This window comes from Pseudonocardia sp. P-1 (genome assembly GCF_058111925.1).
Genome location: NZ_CM176614.1, coordinates 1,911,196 through 1,926,017, shown reverse-complemented (window position 1 = coordinate 1,926,017; position 14,822 = coordinate 1,911,196). Strand labels below are relative to the sequence as shown.

Below are 14,822 nucleotides of genomic sequence, written 5' to 3'. Positions count from 1 at the left end.
ACCCTCGCGGCGGTGGTCGGGCAGGACGACCACCGCCGCGAGAGATCCACTCTGGAGGGAGTCCGTGATGCGCCTGCGGAGGGTGACGGTGCGGGGGCCGTCGATGTCCCCGGCCCTGTCCGACGGCGACGTCGTGCTGGTCCGGTTCGGCGCGCCCGTCCGGTCCGGCGACGTCGTCCTCGTGACCTGGGCGTCCCGCCCCGGACAGCTGTCGGTGAAGCGGGCCGTTCACCCCGACGGCGACGGCTGGCACGTCCGCGGCGACAACCCGTTCGGCTCGACGGACTCGGCCACCCTGGGCCCTGCCTCCGTCCACGCCGTCGCCCGCCACCGCCTCTGGCCCCGCCCCGGCCGGGTGCCCGGACCCCGCCACTGAGCCCCGCACGGGACCCGGCGCCCCGCACCGGTCCCGGCCCCGCGCGGGACGCCCGAACCGGTGCGGGAGCCGTGGGCTGACGTAGCGTCGGGGCCGTGGGTGCCGGTGAGGGTGTGCAGGTCGGGGACGGGCTGGCCGTCGGGCCGGATCTCGTCGGCGCCGCGGAGGTCGCGACGGGGCAGGCGCTGGCCGCGCTCGGCGTCGTCCCCGACCTCGTGGTGTTCTTCGTCTGCCCCGGTGCGGGGGCGGCCGCGCCGGTCGAGGAGGTCGAGGCCGCGGGGCTGCGGGTGATGGAGCTCGCCGCGCCCGGCGCGACGATCGGGACCACCGCGCACGGCGTGATGGCCGACGGCCGCGGCGTCGAGGGCGAGCCCGCCGTCGCCGTCTGGGCGGCGTCGCTGCCCGGCACCCGGGTCCGGACGATCTTCCCGGTCGCCGAGCGCCGCCCCGGCGCCGGACCGGACGGCCGCGACGCGATCGGCGTGCGCGGCCTGGTCCCGCCCGCCGAGGACGACCGCGTCGCCGTCCTGCTCGCCGACCCGTTCGCGTTCCCGGTCAGCGGGGTGCTGGACCGGCTCGCGTCGACGAGCCCGGGCTTCCCGGTGATCGGCGGCCTGGCGAGCGGCCCCGGCGGACCCGGGGCCAACCGGCTGTTCGCCGGCGGCACCGTGCACCACGGCGGCGCGGTCGGGGTGCTGCTCGGCGGCACGTCCGACGCGCGGGTCGTCGTCAGTCAGGGATGCCGCCCGATCGGGCCGCCGATGGTCGTCACCCGCGCCGAGCAGAACCGGATCGCCGAGCTCGCCGGGCGGCCCGCGGCCCAGCGGCTGCGCGAGATCGTCACCGCGCTGCCGCCCGAGGAGCAGCAGCAGGCGCTGACCGGGCTGCACCTGGGCGTCGCGGTCGACGAGTACGCCGAGTCCCACGACCGTGGGGACTTCCTGGTCCGCGCGGTGCTGGCCGTCGACGTCGGCGACGGTGCCGTCATCGCGGGCGACGTCGTCGAGATCGGTACCACCGTGCGCTTCCAGGTCCGCGACGCCGCGGGCGCCGCCCAGGACCTGCACGAGCTGCTCGCCCCGGTGCGCCGCGCCGCGCCGGCCGCGGGCGCGCTGCTGTTCTCCTGCAACGGTCGCGGCGCCGGCATGTTCGGCGACGCCGACCACGACGTGCACGCCGTGCGCGTCGGCCTCGACCCGCACGCGGGCGGGTCCGGCGACGCGCCCGGCCCCCGGGTGGCCGGCTTCTTCGCCGCCGGGGAGATCGGACCGGTCGGGCCGGGCAACCACCTGCACGCGTTCACCGCGTCCGTGCTGGTGGTCTGAGACCTCAGCGCAGGGTGCGGAAGAACCCCCGCACCTCGTCGACGAAGGACTCGGGCTGCTCCAGCGACGGGAAGTGCCCGCCGACGTCGGGACGCGAGAACCAGCGCAGGTCGGTGTAGCGGCGCTCCAGCCAGGACCGGGGGAGCTTCACCATCTCGTGCGGGAACTGGGCGACACCGGTCGGGACCTCGACGTCGTCGAGGCGGCGGCGGGCGAAGCTCTCCCAGTAGATCCGCGCCGACGACGCTCCGGCCGAGCCCAGCCAGTACTGCATGACGTTGTCCAGCAGCCGGTCCCGGCTGATCACGTTCTCCGGGTGACCCGCGCAGTCGGTCCAGTCCCAGAACTTCTCCACGATCCACGTGCACTGCGCGGCGGGGGAGTCGGCGAGCCCGTAGCCGATGGTCTGCGGACGGGTGGACTGCTCGGCGGAGTAGCCGGAGCCGTAGCGGGAGAACTCCTTGGAGAAGCGGATGTCGGCCTTCTCCTGCGTGGTGAGCCCGGCGGCGGCGTCGGGCTTGGGCGCCAGCGCCATCGTCAGGTGGATGCCGTACAGCATCTCCGGGGCCGCGGTCCCCAGCGCCGAGGTGATCATCGAGCCCCAGTCGCCACCCTGCGCGGCGAAGCGCTCGTAGCCGAGCCGGTCCATCAGCTGCGCCCACGCGACGGCGATCCGCTCGACCCCCCACCCGGTCGTCGTGGGCTTGCCGGAGAACCCGAACCCGGGCAGCGTCGGCACGACGACGTGGAAGGCGTCGGCGGGGTCCTCGGGATCGGTCAGCGCGGGCAGCACGCCGAGGAACTCGACCAGCGAGCCCGGCCAGCCGTGGGTGAGCAGCAGCGGCATCGCGTCCGGGTGCTTCGAGCGGGCGTGCAGCACGTGGATCTCGACCGAGTCGTCGCCGCCGCCGTCGAGACCGGTGCGGAACTGCGGCCACGCGTTGATCTCGGCCTCGACGCGGCGCCAGTCGTAGCGCGTGCGCCAGTACTCGCACAGCTCGCGGGCGTAGTCCAGCGGGACGCCCTGGGACCAGCCCTCGACGGTCGCCGGATCCGGCCAGCGGGTGCGGGCGAGCCGCTCACGCAGGTCGTCCAGCTCGGCGTCGGGGATCTCGATCCGGAAGTCACGCACGTCGTCACGGTGGCACGGAACGCCACGACGGGCGTACCGGCCACGGCACGGAACGATCACGATGCGGCGAGCGCCCGGCTGATCCCGCGGGCCGCCGCGCGCACCGCGGGCACCAGGGTGTGCGGGTTCGTCGCGGCCGGCACGACGATCGACAGCCCGGCGACCACCGGACCGTCCCCGCCGCGCACCGGGGCGGCCACCGACATCGACACCTCCTCGATCTGCCGGTCGGACACGACGAACCCGCCGGTGCGGGCCTGGGCGAGCAGCGCCCGGACACCGTCGGCGCGGCACACCGTGAACGGGGTGAACCGGCGGATCGGGCGGGCCAGCACGGCCTCGACCGCGGCCGGGTCGGCGTGGGCGAGCAGCACGAGCCCGACCCCGGTCGCCGTCGACGGCAGCCGCGACCCGGTCCGGGTGACGATCGAGACGGCGTCGCGGCTGGACAGTCGCTCGACGTAGACGACCTCGCCGGCGTCGTCCGGGTCGAGCACGGCGAGCTGCACGTTGTGCCGGGTGACCTCGTGCAGGTCCTCCAGGAACGGCATCGCCGCCTCCCGCAGCCCGTGGCTGGCCGGGGCCAGGTGCGCGATCTCCCAGAGCCGCAGCCCGATCCGGTAGCGGCCGTCGTCGCCGCGGTCCAGCGCCCCGCCCGCGGCGAGCTCACCGGCGATCCTGTGCACCGTCGTCAGCGGGAGCCCGGTGCGCCGGGAGATGTCGCTCAGCCCGAGCACCGGGTCCTGCGCGCTGAACGCGCCCAGCACGTCCAGCACCCGCGCGGTGACCCCCGAGCGGACCGGACGCGTCGTCATGGCCGGGCATTCTTCCGTAGAGCGGAAGCCCGGTCGAACGGCCGTGCCGGGAACGGGAAGGTGACTCCCATGACGCAGCGACGCGAGTCCCGGACCCAGGTCGGCATCGTCGGGGCGGGCCCCGCCGGGCTCGTGCTGGCGAAGCTGCTGGCGCTGGCCGGTGTCGACTCGGTCGTGCTGGAGGCCCGCGACCGCGCCTACGTCGAGGCCCGGGTCCGCGCCGGGGTGCTGGAGGCACCCACGGTCGAGCTGCTGCGCGGGATGGGCGTCGCCGGACGGCTGGACCGCGAGGGCATGCCGCACACCGGCATCTCGCTGCGCTTCGCCGAGGCCCCCGGCGCCCCCGCCGCCGACCACCGGATCGACTTCGCCGACCTCGTCGGCACCGGGATCACCGTCTACGGCCAGCAGGAGGTCGTGAAGGACCTGCTCGCCGACCGCGTCGACGACGCGGGCCTGCCGGTCGAGTTCGGCGTCTCCGGCGTCGCCCTGCACGACGTCGACACCGACGCCCCGTCGGTCACCTACGCCGACGCCGACGGCGCCGAGCACGTCGTGCGCTGCGACGTGATCGCCGGCTGCGACGGCTTCCACGGCGTCTCCCGCCCGCTGGTGGCACCGGACATCGCCGAGCGGGTCTACCCGTTCTCCTGGCTCGGGGTGCTCGCGAAGGCCGCTCCCACCACCGACGAGCTCGTCTACGCCCACCACGACAACGGCTTCGCGCTCTACTCGATGCGCAGCCCCGAGGTGACCCGGCTCTACGTCCAGGTCCCGAACGACACCAGGCCGGCCGACTGGTCCGACGCCCGCATCTGGGACGCCCTGCACACCCGCCTGGCCTGCGAGGGCTTCACGATGAACGAGGGCGAGTTCCTCGAGAAGCCCTCGGTCACCCCGATGCGCAGCATGGTCGCCTCCCCGATGCGCCGCGGACGGCTGTTCCTCGCCGGCGACGCCGCGCACATCGTCCCGCCCACCGGGGCGAAGGGCATGAACCTCGCGATCGCCGACGTCCGGGTGCTCGCCGAGGCGGTCGTCCGCGCGCTGCGCGACGGCGACACCGGCGGCCTCGACTCCTACTCCGACACCTGCCTGCGCCGGGTCTGGCGGGCCGAGCACTTCTCCTGGTTCATGACCTCGATGCTCCACCGTTTCGACCCCGCCACCGAGGGCGGCGACGCGTTCGGCGTCGGCCTGCAGCGCTCCCAGCTGCGCTACACCGTGACCTCCCGCGCCGCCGCGACGAGCCTTGCCGAGAACTACGTCGGCCTCCCGCACGGCGCCGTCTAGATCCCACCCACCACGAGGAAGGACCGCCGATGCAGGGCTACGCCCCCGTCCCGGCCGGGACCCACGCACCGCTGCTCTCACCGGACTACCGCAGCACCGCGCTGCGGGCGCCGTCCGAGCAGCCGGTGATCCTGCCCCAGCGGCTCACCGAGATCACCGGCCCGCTGCTCACCGGCCCGGTCCGCCCGGGCGACGACGACCTCACCGTCGGCGCCGGCGGCGAGGCGCTCGGCCAGCGGATCGTCGTCGCCGGGCGGGTGCTCGACTCCGACGGCCGCCCCGTGCCGGACACCCTCGTCGAGGTCTGGCAGGCCAACGCCGCGGGGCGCTACGCCCACCGCTGGGACAACTGGCCCGCCCCGCTCGACCCGAACTTCACCGGCGGCGGCCGGGTCCTCACCGACGCGCAGGGCAACTACTCGTTCACCACGATCAAGCCCGGCGCCTACCCGTGGGGCAACCACCACAACGCCTGGCGCCCCGCCCACATCCACTTCTCGCTGTTCGGGCGTGCCTTCACCCAGCGGCTGGTCACCCAGATGTACTTCCCGGACGACCCGCTGTTCGGCCAGGACCCGATCTACAACGCGACGCCGGAGGAGGCCCGGGGGAGGCTGGTGTCCACCTTCGACCTCGACGCGACCCGGCCCGAGTGGGCGCTGGCCTTCCGCTTCGACATCGTGCTGCGCGGCCGCGGCGCCACCCCGTTCGAGGAGCCCCACGCATGAGCCTGCCGCTGACCCCCACCCAGACCGTCGGCCCGTACCTGTCGCTGGGGCTGCCCTGGCCGGACGGCCCGGACGTCGTGCCCGACGGCACCCCGGGTGCCGTCCTCGTCGGCGGGACCGTGGTCGACGGCACCGGCGCGCTCGTGCCCGACGCGCTGGTCGAGACCTGGCAGGCGGATCCGGACGGCCGCTTCGACCATCCCGACGACCCGCGCGGCGCGGCGAAGTCCACGGTGGAGGGCTTCCGCGGCTTCGGCCGCTGCCCCACCGACGACGAGGGCCGGTGGCGGATCCGCACCGTGCTGCCGGGTGCGCTGCCCGACGAGGCACCCCACATCGACGTCTCGGTGTTCGCCCGCGGCCTCCTCGACCGCGTCGTCACCCGCATCTACTTCCCCGAGCACGCCGACGCCCACGCCACCGACCCGCTGCTCGCCGCGGTCCCGGAGGCGCGCCGGCACACGCTCGTCGCCGTCGCGGAGGGCCCGGGCCGGTACCGGTTCGACATCCGCCTGCGCGGCGAGGGCGAGACGGTGTTCCTCGCACTGTGACGGTGCCCGGCCGCGCGCGCACCCGCCCGGGGCATCACCCCGTGAAGGTGTGACGCGTCCGGTTGATTCCCGGTGATCCGTCGGGGGTACTCCTGCGAAGATCTACCCAGCGGGGGGCGGGAGGACCGGTGGACGCAGCACAGTCGGCGGCACACGTGCCGTTCGGGGACCCGGCGACCTCCGCGGCCCGGGTCCCCGGGCGCGTGAACGGTGCCGTCGTCGCGTTGTCGCGGCGGTACCCGCTGGCCGTGCAGCTCGCCCGCTACGCCGCCGTCGGCGGTGGGGCGACGGCGCTGAACGCCGCGCTGTTCCTGCTGTGCCGCCCGGTGCTCCCGGCCGTCCCGGCGAACCTGGTCGCGCTGGTCCTCACCACCGCGATCAGCACCGAGGCCAGCCGCCGTTTCGCCTTCGACGGCGCCCCCGCGCACCGGCTGCGCGAGTGGGTGCAGGACGCGGGCACCGTCGCGTTCTACGCGACCTACACCTCCGCGGTGCTGCTCGCACTGCACCAGCTGGCCGGGGCCACCACGCCGGGGGAGGAGGCCGCGGTCGTCGCGGTCGCCAGCCTCGCCGGCGGGCTGCTGCGGTTCGCGGTGCTGCGGTTCTGGGTGTTCGATGTGGCGCGGCCGGCCGCCGCCGGCGCGCGACCCGACCAGGGAGGACGGCACCCGTGCCCGGAACAGTCGACTTCGACGCCTTCGACCTGACCGTCGGCCCGCCCGAGGAGCGGGTCGTCGTCCACGGGGTGCGCGGCGGCGAGGGTCCGCCCGTCCTGCTGCTGCACGGCTTCCCACAGACCCACGCCATGTGGGGGCCGCTCGCGGCGGACCTGGCACGTGACCACACCGTCGTCGCCACCGACCTGCGCGGCTACGGCGAGTCCGGCCGCCCCACCGACGGCGAGAACCACGCCGGCTACTCGTTCCGGGCGATGGCCGCCGACCAGGTCGACGTCATGGCGCGGCTCGGGTTCGACAGCTTCGCCGTGGTCGGCCACGACCGCGGCGCCCGTGTCACCCACCGGATGCTGCTGGACCACCCCGAGCGCGTCGCGCGGGCCGCGCTGCTCGACATCCTCCCCACCGCCTACGTCTACGCCCACACCGACCGGGCGCTGGCGACGGCGTACTACCACTGGTTCCTGTTCATCCAGCCCGCCGACCTGCCCGAGCGACTCATCGCCGGGGACCCGATCGGCTACCTGCACTCGCTGCTCGGCGGCTGGGGCTCCGGACTGGACGCGCACCCGCCCGAGGCACTGGCCACCTACGAGCGCGCGTTCGCCGACCCGGCGGCCCGGCACGCGATGCTGGAGGACTACCGAGCCGGCGCCTCGATCGACCTGGAGCACGACGCCGCCTCCGACGTGGCGGGCGAGCGGATCGCCGCGCCCACCCTGGTGCTGTGGGGCGAGCGCGGCGTCGTCGGCGCCAACAGCGAGAGCCCACTGGAGGTCTGGCGCCGCGCGGCCGCCGATCCCGGTCTGGTCACCGGGGAGGCGGTCACCGGGGCCGGGCACTTCCTCGTCGACGAGCAGCCCGCCGCCACCACCGCGGCGGTGCGTGCCTTCCTCTGCGGCTGACCGGGCGATCGGGAAGACTCGTGCGTATGCGACGAACCACCCCTCTCCGGGCGCTGCTCGGCACCCTCGCGGCGCTCGCGCTCGTCCTCACCACCGCCGCGTCCTGCGGCGGCGGGTCCGCGACCCCCGAGCCGGCCCCCCAGCAGCAGCAACAGCAGCAGGGCACGGACGACGACGACCGCGACGGCGACGACGACCAGGACGGCCGGCAGGACGGCGACGACGGCGGCAACGGCGCCGACGACGACGGCTGAGCGCGTCCGGCCCGGGCCCCGCGCGAGGCCCGGGCCGGACACCGTCCTCAGGTCCGGACCGCGTGCACGATCCCCCAGGTGAGCTTCCCGGTCCGCCCGCCGTCCACCCAGTGCTGCAGGCCCGCCTTCATGGCGCTCAGGTAGGGACCCGAGATCGACGACGAGAGCTCCTCCTCGTGCGCCACGAGCTCCTCGCGTACCCGGCGGTAGTGGGTCGGCAGGTGCTCGGCGTGGTCGAGGAATTGGACGCCGCTGAAGCCACGCTGCGCCAGCCCGTCGGTGTAGAAGCCGGGCGTGGCCATCGTGGACAGTGCGATGCGGTCGAGGATGGGCTGGATCGAGGACTGGTCGAGCCCGTCGACGGCCATCGGGTCGGTGAACACCACCTGCCCGCCGGGGCGCAGGACCCGGGCGATCTCGTCCAGCACGGTCTCGCGGGAACCGGAGTGCAGGAACGCGTCCTGTGACCACACCAGGTCGATCGAGGATTCCTCGACCGGCACGTCCTCGTAGCTGCCGGTGGTCACCTCGACCCGACCGTCCAGGCCCTGCTCCCGGGTCATCCGCTCGTTGCGGGCGTTCTCCACCGGGGAGAGGTTGAGGCAGTGCACCGTGGCCCCGTGTGCGGCCGCCAGCCGGCGGGCCGCGCCGCCGTACCCCGCCCCGAGGTCGAGTACCCGGGTGCCGGGGCCGACCCCGGCGACCTCGGCCATCCGGGTCACCGTGCGGGCGCTGGCGACCGAGATCAGCTCGTCCGGTGCGCTGTAGATGCCGACGTGGATGTCCTCGCCGCCCCAGACCCGGGAGTAGAAGGTGTCGGCGTCGTCGGAGTCGTAGTAGGACCGGGCGGTGTGCTCGGCGGTGTCCTGGGTCGTCCGTGTCACTCGGCGTCCTCCTGGTCGAGGTAGGCCTTCTCGGCGATGTGCACGAAGAAGTCGGGCTCGTCGTCGGCGTAGGTCGACTGGAAGTCGCCGTAGGTCTCGACCCGCTGGAACCCGACCTCGTGCATGAGGCGGCGGGTGTAGTCCTTGCGCAGCGGGAACATGTTCAGGTGGTACTGGGACCCGTCGGGGAACCGGTAGCGGAACCGGGCGAGGCCGTCGTCGACGTACTCCGGCTCGGCGACGACGTCGTCGCCGCAGTAGTAGTACCGGTGCTTCGAGGTGAAGCCGTTGTCCAGGATCGCGTCGTAGTTGCGCTGGTCCAGGATCAGCACGCCGTCGTGGGAGAGCATCGCGTAGAACTCGGCGAGCGCCTTGCGGCGGTCCCGCTCGGAGAACAGGTGGGTGAACGAGTTCCCGAGACAGATGATCGCGTCGTACTCGCCGTGCACGTCCCGGTTGAGCCACCGCCAGTCGGCCTGCACGACGCGCAGCACGTGCCCGCCGAACTTCATCCCGTTGTCGAAGGCCTTCGCCAGCATCTCGGCGCTGCCGTCGGCGGACACGACGGTCTCGAAGCCCTCCTCCAGCAGCCGGACGGAGTGGAAGCCGGTACCGGTCGCCACGTCGAGCACGCTGGTGACCCCGCGCGTGCGGAGCTGGTCCACGAAGAACCGCCCCTCGCTGGCGTAGCGGGCCCGCCAGTCGATCAGCTCGTCCCACTTGTCGACGAACGTCTGCACGTACTCGTGCTTGTAGTGGGTGGACTCGCGGACCTCGGTGGGCGCGTCGCCGAACTCCTGCACGGTGCTGGCGGGCCCCCGGAGCCCGCTGCGGTGGTCTGCCGTCATGGGCGCGCCTCCTCGGCGCTCGGGTGCGGGACGGCCCTGACCGTAGGTGCTCCCGCGGCCCCTGTCCGCTCACCCAGGGTGAGCCTGGAACAGCCGCCGGAGTTGTGTTATGCGCAACTCAGCCGGTCATCCGGGGACTTTCCGGGCGGCGACGATCAGTCCCGGACGGCGAACGACGGCGTGCGCGCCCACCAGTGACGTCATGTGGTCGTCACACGTCGTGGGTCCGGAGTGGACGGCGTGGCACGGCCGTCCGGCCGGCGGCGGCCCGCGGCCGGGACGTCGGCGATCCGTTCACCCCGGGTGATCTGTGGTTCCGGTCACACCATGGATCGGAGTTCATCCGTCCGGCGTAACGGCGCCGTCCCACAGGGCGCTCAGCGCGCGTCGCCGCTCCCCGCGGCCGAGCCCCCGCAGGTCCGCCGTACCCCGTTCGGTGACGACCACGTCGACGTCGTGCGACGGCGTCGTCACCGGTCCGCCGAGCCGCTCCACCAGCGTCGGGCGCCCGCGGTGCGCCGCGGGCAGCGCGATCACCGACAGTCCCGGCCCGCGGACCGCGGCCGCCGCGAAGTCCGGGTGCCCGCCGATCATCCCGGCCGCCGAGCCGGCGACGCCCTCGACGTTGACCTGGCCGTCCCGGTCGATCTCCAGCGCGGTGTTCAGCGCGACCAGCGGCCCCGGGTCAGTGCTGAGCCGGGACACGTCGTGGGTGTGCTCGACCGGCCGGACCGTGCCGCGGCCGGCCCGGCCCAGCCGGTCGGCCCAGTCGTAGAGCCGGGGGCTGCCGTAGAGCGCCGTCGACGACGGTGTCCCGCGCAGCAGCCCGCGCTCGTCCAGGTCGACGACCGCGTCGGCGAGCAGCCCGGAGTCCACCGCGACCGGCACGTCCAGGGCCTCGACGAGTGCCGCGGCCAGCCGCCCGGGGCCGAACTGGATCCGCGCCCCCGCCGGGACGAGGCCCGCGACCGCGGCGGCCACCGCCCGGTCGGCGTCGCCCGGCGCGGGGGTGGCGACGGTGTGCGGGGCCCCGTCCGGTCCGTCGACCTCACCGAGCACCGCCACCCCGGCAAGCGGGGGACCGGCGTCGGCGTGCGGCGCGGAGCGGGACACGACCGCCGCGACCGGGACCCCGGCGTCGTACAGGCCGCGCATCCAGGAGGCCTCCGCACCGAACCGCAGGTCACCGCGGTCGTCGCGGACGACGGTCGCCAGCAGCAGGTCCGGGCGCAGCGGGCCGGCCAGCAGCGCGGGCGTCGCCGAGAGCCGGGCCGGGACCCGGTGCGCGCGCCCGGACTCGATCAGCGCCCGCGCTCCCGGCCCCCCGACGACGGTGCGGATGTCGGCGAACGCGTCCGGCTCGAGGTCCGGGGCCGGGCCGGGCACCCAGCCCAGCACCAGCCGCACACCCCCGGCCCGGGCCGCGACCGCCGAGAGCGGGCGGGCGAGCGCGTAGGGGAGCCCGCAGCCGTCGGCCAGCGCCACCCGGGAACCCGGCGCGACCAGCTCGGACAGACCGCGTGCGAGGTCACCGTCGACGCCCATGCGCCCATCCGACCACAGGGCTAGCGTTGGCGGGCATGGGGACCGACCAGGACAGCGGTGAGTTCGTACGGGAGGCGCTCGGGGTGGCCGAGCGGATCACGGCCGACGGGTCGTCGCCGTGGCCGGTCGAGGCGGGCCGCTACCGCCTCGTCGGCGCGCGCGCCTGCCCCTGGGCGAACCGGGTGATCATCACCCGGCGGCTGCTCGGGCTGGAGGACGCGATCTCGATGGGCATCGCGGGCCCGCTGCACGACGAGCGCAGCTGGCGCTTCCACCTCGACCCGGGGAACGTCGACCCCGTGCTCGGCATCGAGTACCTGCGCGAGGCCTACGAGAAGGCCGTCCCCGGCTACGACGAGGGCGTCACCGTCCCCGCCATGGTCGAGGTCGCCTCGGGCAAGGTCGTCACCAACGAGTACGCGCTGCTGGAGCGCGACCTGTCCACCCAGTGGCGGGGGCTCCACCGCGACGGCGCCCCGGACCTGTGGACCGACCCGGAGGCGATCGACGAGATCGGGGAGGGGATCTTCCACGACGTCAACAACGGCGTCTACAAGTGCGGGTTCGCCTCGTCCCAGCGCGCCTACGACCGCGCCTACGACGCCCTGTGGTCGCGGATGGACGAGCTGTCCGAGCACCTGTCGACGCGCCGCTACCTGGTCGGTGACTCGATCACCCAGGCCGACATCCGGCTGTGGGTGACCCTGGTCCGCTTCGACGCCGCCTACCACGGCCACTTCAAGGCCAACCGGCACAAGCTCACCGAGCTCCCCGTGCTGTGGGCCTACGCCCGGGACCTGTTCCAGACCCCCGGCTTCGGCGACACCATCGACTTCGAGCAGGTCAAGCAGCACTACTACGGCGTGCACGCGTCGGTGAACCCGACCGGGATCGTCCCGAAGGGGCCCGAAACCGCAGGCTGGACGACCGCGCACGGCCGTGAGGAGCTGGGCGGGCGCCCGTTCGGCGACGGCACCCCGCCCGGCCCGCCGCCGGAGTCCGAGCGGGTCCCCGCGGTCGGCTGAGCCCCGCACCCGGCGCAGCGGGCCGGGCCGGGGAGCCGGTGACCGCGGCGCGGCGGGGGCGCCGGGCCGGGACGGGCCTGTCACGATGGTCGCGATGCGAGTGCCTGGACGACCCCACCCCGTGATCCGGCAGCGACGCCGTCGCAGCACCGGACTGCTCACCGCCGCCGTCGTGGGCGCGCTGACGGCGGGGCTCGTCGCCGTCGCCGGGCCGCAGCTCACTGCGAACAGCACCGACGCCGCCCCGCCGGGTGCACAGCCGCAGGCGGCGCCGGCGGCACAGCCGGACCCGGACACCTGCGTCCCGATGGTGGCGGCGCTGTCCCCGCGCGACCGGCTCGCCCAGCGCCTGATGGTCGGGGTGGACGCCGCCGACCCGGCCGGCGCCACCGCGATCGTGCGGGAGTCGCAGGTCGGCGGGGTGTTCCTGGGCGGCAACGCGACCGCGCTGCTGCAGGACGACCGGCTCGCGGCACTGCAGAAGGCGTCCCGCACGCCGCTCGCCGTCGCCGTCGACGAGGAGGGCGGCCGGGTCCAGCGCATCGACGAGCTCGACGGCGACGTCCCCAGCGCCCGGCAGATGGCCGCGTCCGACAGCCCCGAGGAGGTCGCCGGGATCGCCCGCGAGCGCGCCGGGCAGCTGAGCGCCCGTGGCGTCACCTGGAACCTCGCGCCGTCGGTCGACGTCTCCGACCAGCCGCGCACCGCCGTCATCGGGGACCGCTCGTTCTCCGACGACCCGGCCACCGTCACCCGCTACGCCGCCGCCTGGGCCGAGGGGCAGCAGGCCGGCGGGGTGTTCGGGGTCCTCAAGCACTTCCCCGGCCACGGGCACAGCTCCGGTGACTCGCACAAGGGCTCGGTGAGCACGCCGCCGCTGGACCAGCTGCGTGCCGGTGACCTCCGGCCCTACGCCGACCTCGTCGGACCGGGGAAGCCGCTCGACGGGCGGGTCGGGGTCATGCTCGGCCACCTCGACGTCCCGGGCCTGACCACCGACGTGCCCACCAGCATCGCCCCGGCCGCCTACCGGCTGCTGCGCGAGGACTACCGGTTCGACGGCCTCGCCATGACCGACGACCTCGGTGCGATGAAGGCGATCACCGACCGCTTCGGGCTCGCCGAGGCCACCACCCGGGCCCTGAGCGCCGGTGCGGACATGGCGCTGTTCTCCAACGTCACCCCGGTCGCCCCGCTGCTCGACGCCGCGGAGAAGGCGCTGGCCGAGGGGCGGATCACGGCGCAGGACAACGACACCGCCGTCGCGCGGGTGCTGGCGGCCAAGGGGCTCTGCAGCCGCGGCTGAGCTCGCCCGTCAGCCGGCGAAGAACGCCCGGATGTCGGCCGCCACGTCGGCCGGCCGTTCCAGGGCGGCGAAGTGCCCGCCCTCGTCGAAGGTGCTCCAGTGCTCGATCCGGGTGTTGTCGCGCTCGGCGAACACCCGGACGGTCCGGAAGTCCGAGGCGAACACGGCCACCCCGGTCCGGGCGTGGTTCACCCGCGGCTCCGCGCCGGCGCGTGCGTCCTCGAAGTAGATCCTGGCCGATGTCGCCGCGGTGTTGGTCAGCCAGTACAGCGACACCTGGGTCAGCAGCTGGTCACGGGTCACCAGGGCGGTGCCGTTGCCGAACGACGCGAACAGCTCGGAGTAGGCCAGCTGCCCGACCGGTGAGTCGGCCAGCGCCGCGCCGATCGTCTGCGGGCGGGAGGCGTTCATCCCGTTGTAGCCGCCGACCGAGGAGAACCACTGCATGAACTCCAGTGCGGCGTGGTCGTCCGGTCCCAGCCGCTCGAACTCGGCCGGGTCGCCCGACGGGAACGAGAACAGCTGCAGCACGTGCAGCCCGAGGAACCCGGGCGGGTCGAGCAGGCCCAGCTCCCGTGCGACGAGTGCCCCGGCGTCGCTGCCGTGCGCCCCGTAGGAGGTGTAGCCGAGCCGGCGCATCAGGGTGTCCAGCGTCGCGGCGATCCGGGCGGTGGTCCAGCCTCCCTCGGCGAGCGGGGTGCTGAAGCCGAACCCGGGCAACGACGGCACCACCACCGAGCAGGCGTCCTCGGCGCGGCCGCCGTGCGCGACCGGGTCGGTCAGCGGGCCGATCACGTCGAGGAACTCCGCGAACGAGCCGGGCCAGCTGTGCAGCAGCAGCACCGGCGTCGCGCCGGGCTCGGCCGAGGGGACGTGCAGGTAGTGCAGGACCTGGCCGTCGATCTCGGTGAGGTACTGCGGGTGGGCGTTCATCCGGGCCTCCTGGGCCCGCCAGTCGAACCCGTGGCGCCAGTACGCGACGGTCGCGGCCAGCCACGCGTTCGGGGTGCCGTAGGTCCAGTCGTCGCCCGGCGCGGGACGGGGCAGCCGGGTGCGGGACAGACGGTCGGCGAGGTCGTCGAGGTCGGACTGCGGGATCTGCACGGTGAACGGCGTCATGGGTACTACGGTGCCGGTCGATCAGGCACGTTCCCTTCC

The 14,822-nt window shown here is 74.6% G+C and carries 14 protein-coding genes and 1 pseudogene; 10 read left to right on the top strand and 5 right to left on the bottom strand.

Annotated elements, in window-relative coordinates; genetic code table 11:
- Nucleotides 1–67 precede the first annotated feature (67 nt).
- Both AC0GKK_RS09175 and AC0GKK_RS09170 read left to right on the top strand, forming a co-directional pair.
- On the top strand, nucleotides 68–376 hold the full coding sequence (locus AC0GKK_RS09175) for a S24/S26 family peptidase (protein WP_062404275.1): 309 nt from the start codon (nucleotides 68–70) through the stop codon (nucleotides 374–376).
- A 95-nt stretch (nucleotides 377–471) separates the two neighbouring features.
- Entirely contained in the window at nucleotides 472–1,701 is a 1,230-nt protein-coding gene (locus AC0GKK_RS09170; RefSeq protein ID WP_489883598.1) for an FIST signal transduction protein, read from the top strand.
- A gap of 4 nt (nucleotides 1,702–1,705) precedes the next feature.
- Here AC0GKK_RS09170 and AC0GKK_RS09165 read toward each other — a convergent pair whose 3' ends face one another.
- Both AC0GKK_RS09165 and AC0GKK_RS09160 read right to left on the bottom strand, forming a co-directional pair.
- Entirely contained in the window at nucleotides 1,706–2,833 is a 1,128-nt protein-coding gene (locus AC0GKK_RS09165; protein ID WP_350590183.1) for an epoxide hydrolase family protein, read from the bottom strand.
- Nucleotides 2,834–2,889: 56 nt separating this feature from the next.
- Nucleotides 2,890–3,648 (bottom strand): IclR family transcriptional regulator, encoded by a 759-nt coding sequence (locus AC0GKK_RS09160; RefSeq protein WP_073575502.1) that lies wholly within the window; start codon nucleotides 3,646–3,648, stop codon nucleotides 2,890–2,892.
- Between the two features lie 69 nt (nucleotides 3,649–3,717).
- On the opposite strand from AC0GKK_RS09160, the gene AC0GKK_RS09155 reads away from it, so the two are divergent.
- The 6 genes from AC0GKK_RS09155 (at nucleotide 3,718) to AC0GKK_RS09130 (ending at nucleotide 8,056) form a co-directional block, all read left to right on the top strand.
- Nucleotides 3,718–4,941, top strand: a complete 1,224-nt coding sequence (locus AC0GKK_RS09155; RefSeq protein WP_337826481.1) for a 4-hydroxybenzoate 3-monooxygenase — start codon at nucleotides 3,718–3,720, stop codon at nucleotides 4,939–4,941.
- A 29-nt stretch (nucleotides 4,942–4,970) separates the two neighbouring features.
- Nucleotides 4,971–5,669: a protocatechuate 3,4-dioxygenase subunit beta gene (gene pcaH, locus AC0GKK_RS09150; protein ID WP_062400788.1), complete on the top strand. Its 699-nt coding sequence runs from the start codon at nucleotides 4,971–4,973 to the stop codon at nucleotides 5,667–5,669.
- Nucleotides 5,666–6,220 carry a protocatechuate 3,4-dioxygenase subunit alpha gene (gene pcaG, locus AC0GKK_RS09145; protein ID WP_073575500.1) on the top strand — a complete coding sequence of 185 codons (555 nt, stop codon included), beginning with the start codon at nucleotides 5,666–5,668 and terminating at the stop codon, nucleotides 6,218–6,220. The genes pcaH and pcaG overlap by 4 nt, the downstream gene beginning before the upstream one ends.
- Before the next feature lie 128 nt (nucleotides 6,221–6,348).
- A complete protein-coding gene (locus tag AC0GKK_RS09140; protein WP_157818489.1) occupies nucleotides 6,349–6,927 on the top strand; it encodes a GtrA family protein in 579 nt (192 codons plus the stop codon).
- Entirely contained in the window at nucleotides 6,891–7,802 is a 912-nt protein-coding gene (locus AC0GKK_RS09135; RefSeq protein ID WP_139282799.1) for an alpha/beta fold hydrolase, read from the top strand. The genes AC0GKK_RS09140 and AC0GKK_RS09135 overlap by 37 nt, the downstream gene beginning before the upstream one ends.
- A 26-nt stretch (nucleotides 7,803–7,828) precedes the next feature.
- On the top strand, nucleotides 7,829–8,056 hold the full coding sequence (locus AC0GKK_RS09130; protein ID WP_073575498.1) for a hypothetical protein: 228 nt from the start codon (nucleotides 7,829–7,831) through the stop codon (nucleotides 8,054–8,056).
- Nucleotides 8,057–8,103: 47 nt separating this feature from the next.
- Here the strand turns inward: AC0GKK_RS09130 and AC0GKK_RS09125 are convergent.
- Together AC0GKK_RS09125 and AC0GKK_RS09120 are read right to left on the bottom strand one after the other, a co-directional pair.
- Nucleotides 8,104–9,788 (bottom strand): annotated as a pseudogene (locus AC0GKK_RS09125) (glycine/sarcosine N-methyltransferase).
- A 339-nt stretch (nucleotides 9,789–10,127) separates the two neighbouring features.
- A complete protein-coding gene (locus tag AC0GKK_RS09120) occupies nucleotides 10,128–11,333 on the bottom strand; it encodes an acetyl-CoA hydrolase/transferase C-terminal domain-containing protein (protein ID WP_489883597.1) in 1,206 nt (401 codons plus the stop codon).
- A gap of 35 nt (nucleotides 11,334–11,368) precedes the next feature.
- Here AC0GKK_RS09120 and AC0GKK_RS09115 point away from each other — a divergent pair, with 35 nt between their 5' ends.
- Together AC0GKK_RS09115 and AC0GKK_RS09110 are read left to right on the top strand one after the other, a co-directional pair.
- A complete protein-coding gene (locus AC0GKK_RS09115) occupies nucleotides 11,369–12,358 on the top strand; it encodes a glutathione S-transferase family protein (protein WP_489883596.1) in 990 nt (329 codons plus the stop codon).
- 124 nt (nucleotides 12,359–12,482) lie between these two features.
- Complete coding sequence (locus AC0GKK_RS09110) at nucleotides 12,483–13,664, top strand: glycoside hydrolase family 3 N-terminal domain-containing protein (protein ID WP_489884001.1); 1,182 nt, start codon at nucleotides 12,483–12,485, stop codon at nucleotides 13,662–13,664.
- A gap of 9 nt (nucleotides 13,665–13,673) precedes the next feature.
- Here AC0GKK_RS09110 and AC0GKK_RS09105 read toward each other — a convergent pair whose 3' ends face one another.
- Nucleotides 13,674–14,783, bottom strand: coding sequence for an epoxide hydrolase family protein (locus AC0GKK_RS09105; protein WP_489883595.1), 1,110 nt, complete (start codon nucleotides 14,781–14,783; stop codon nucleotides 13,674–13,676).
- Nucleotides 14,784–14,822: the final 39 nt, after the last annotated feature.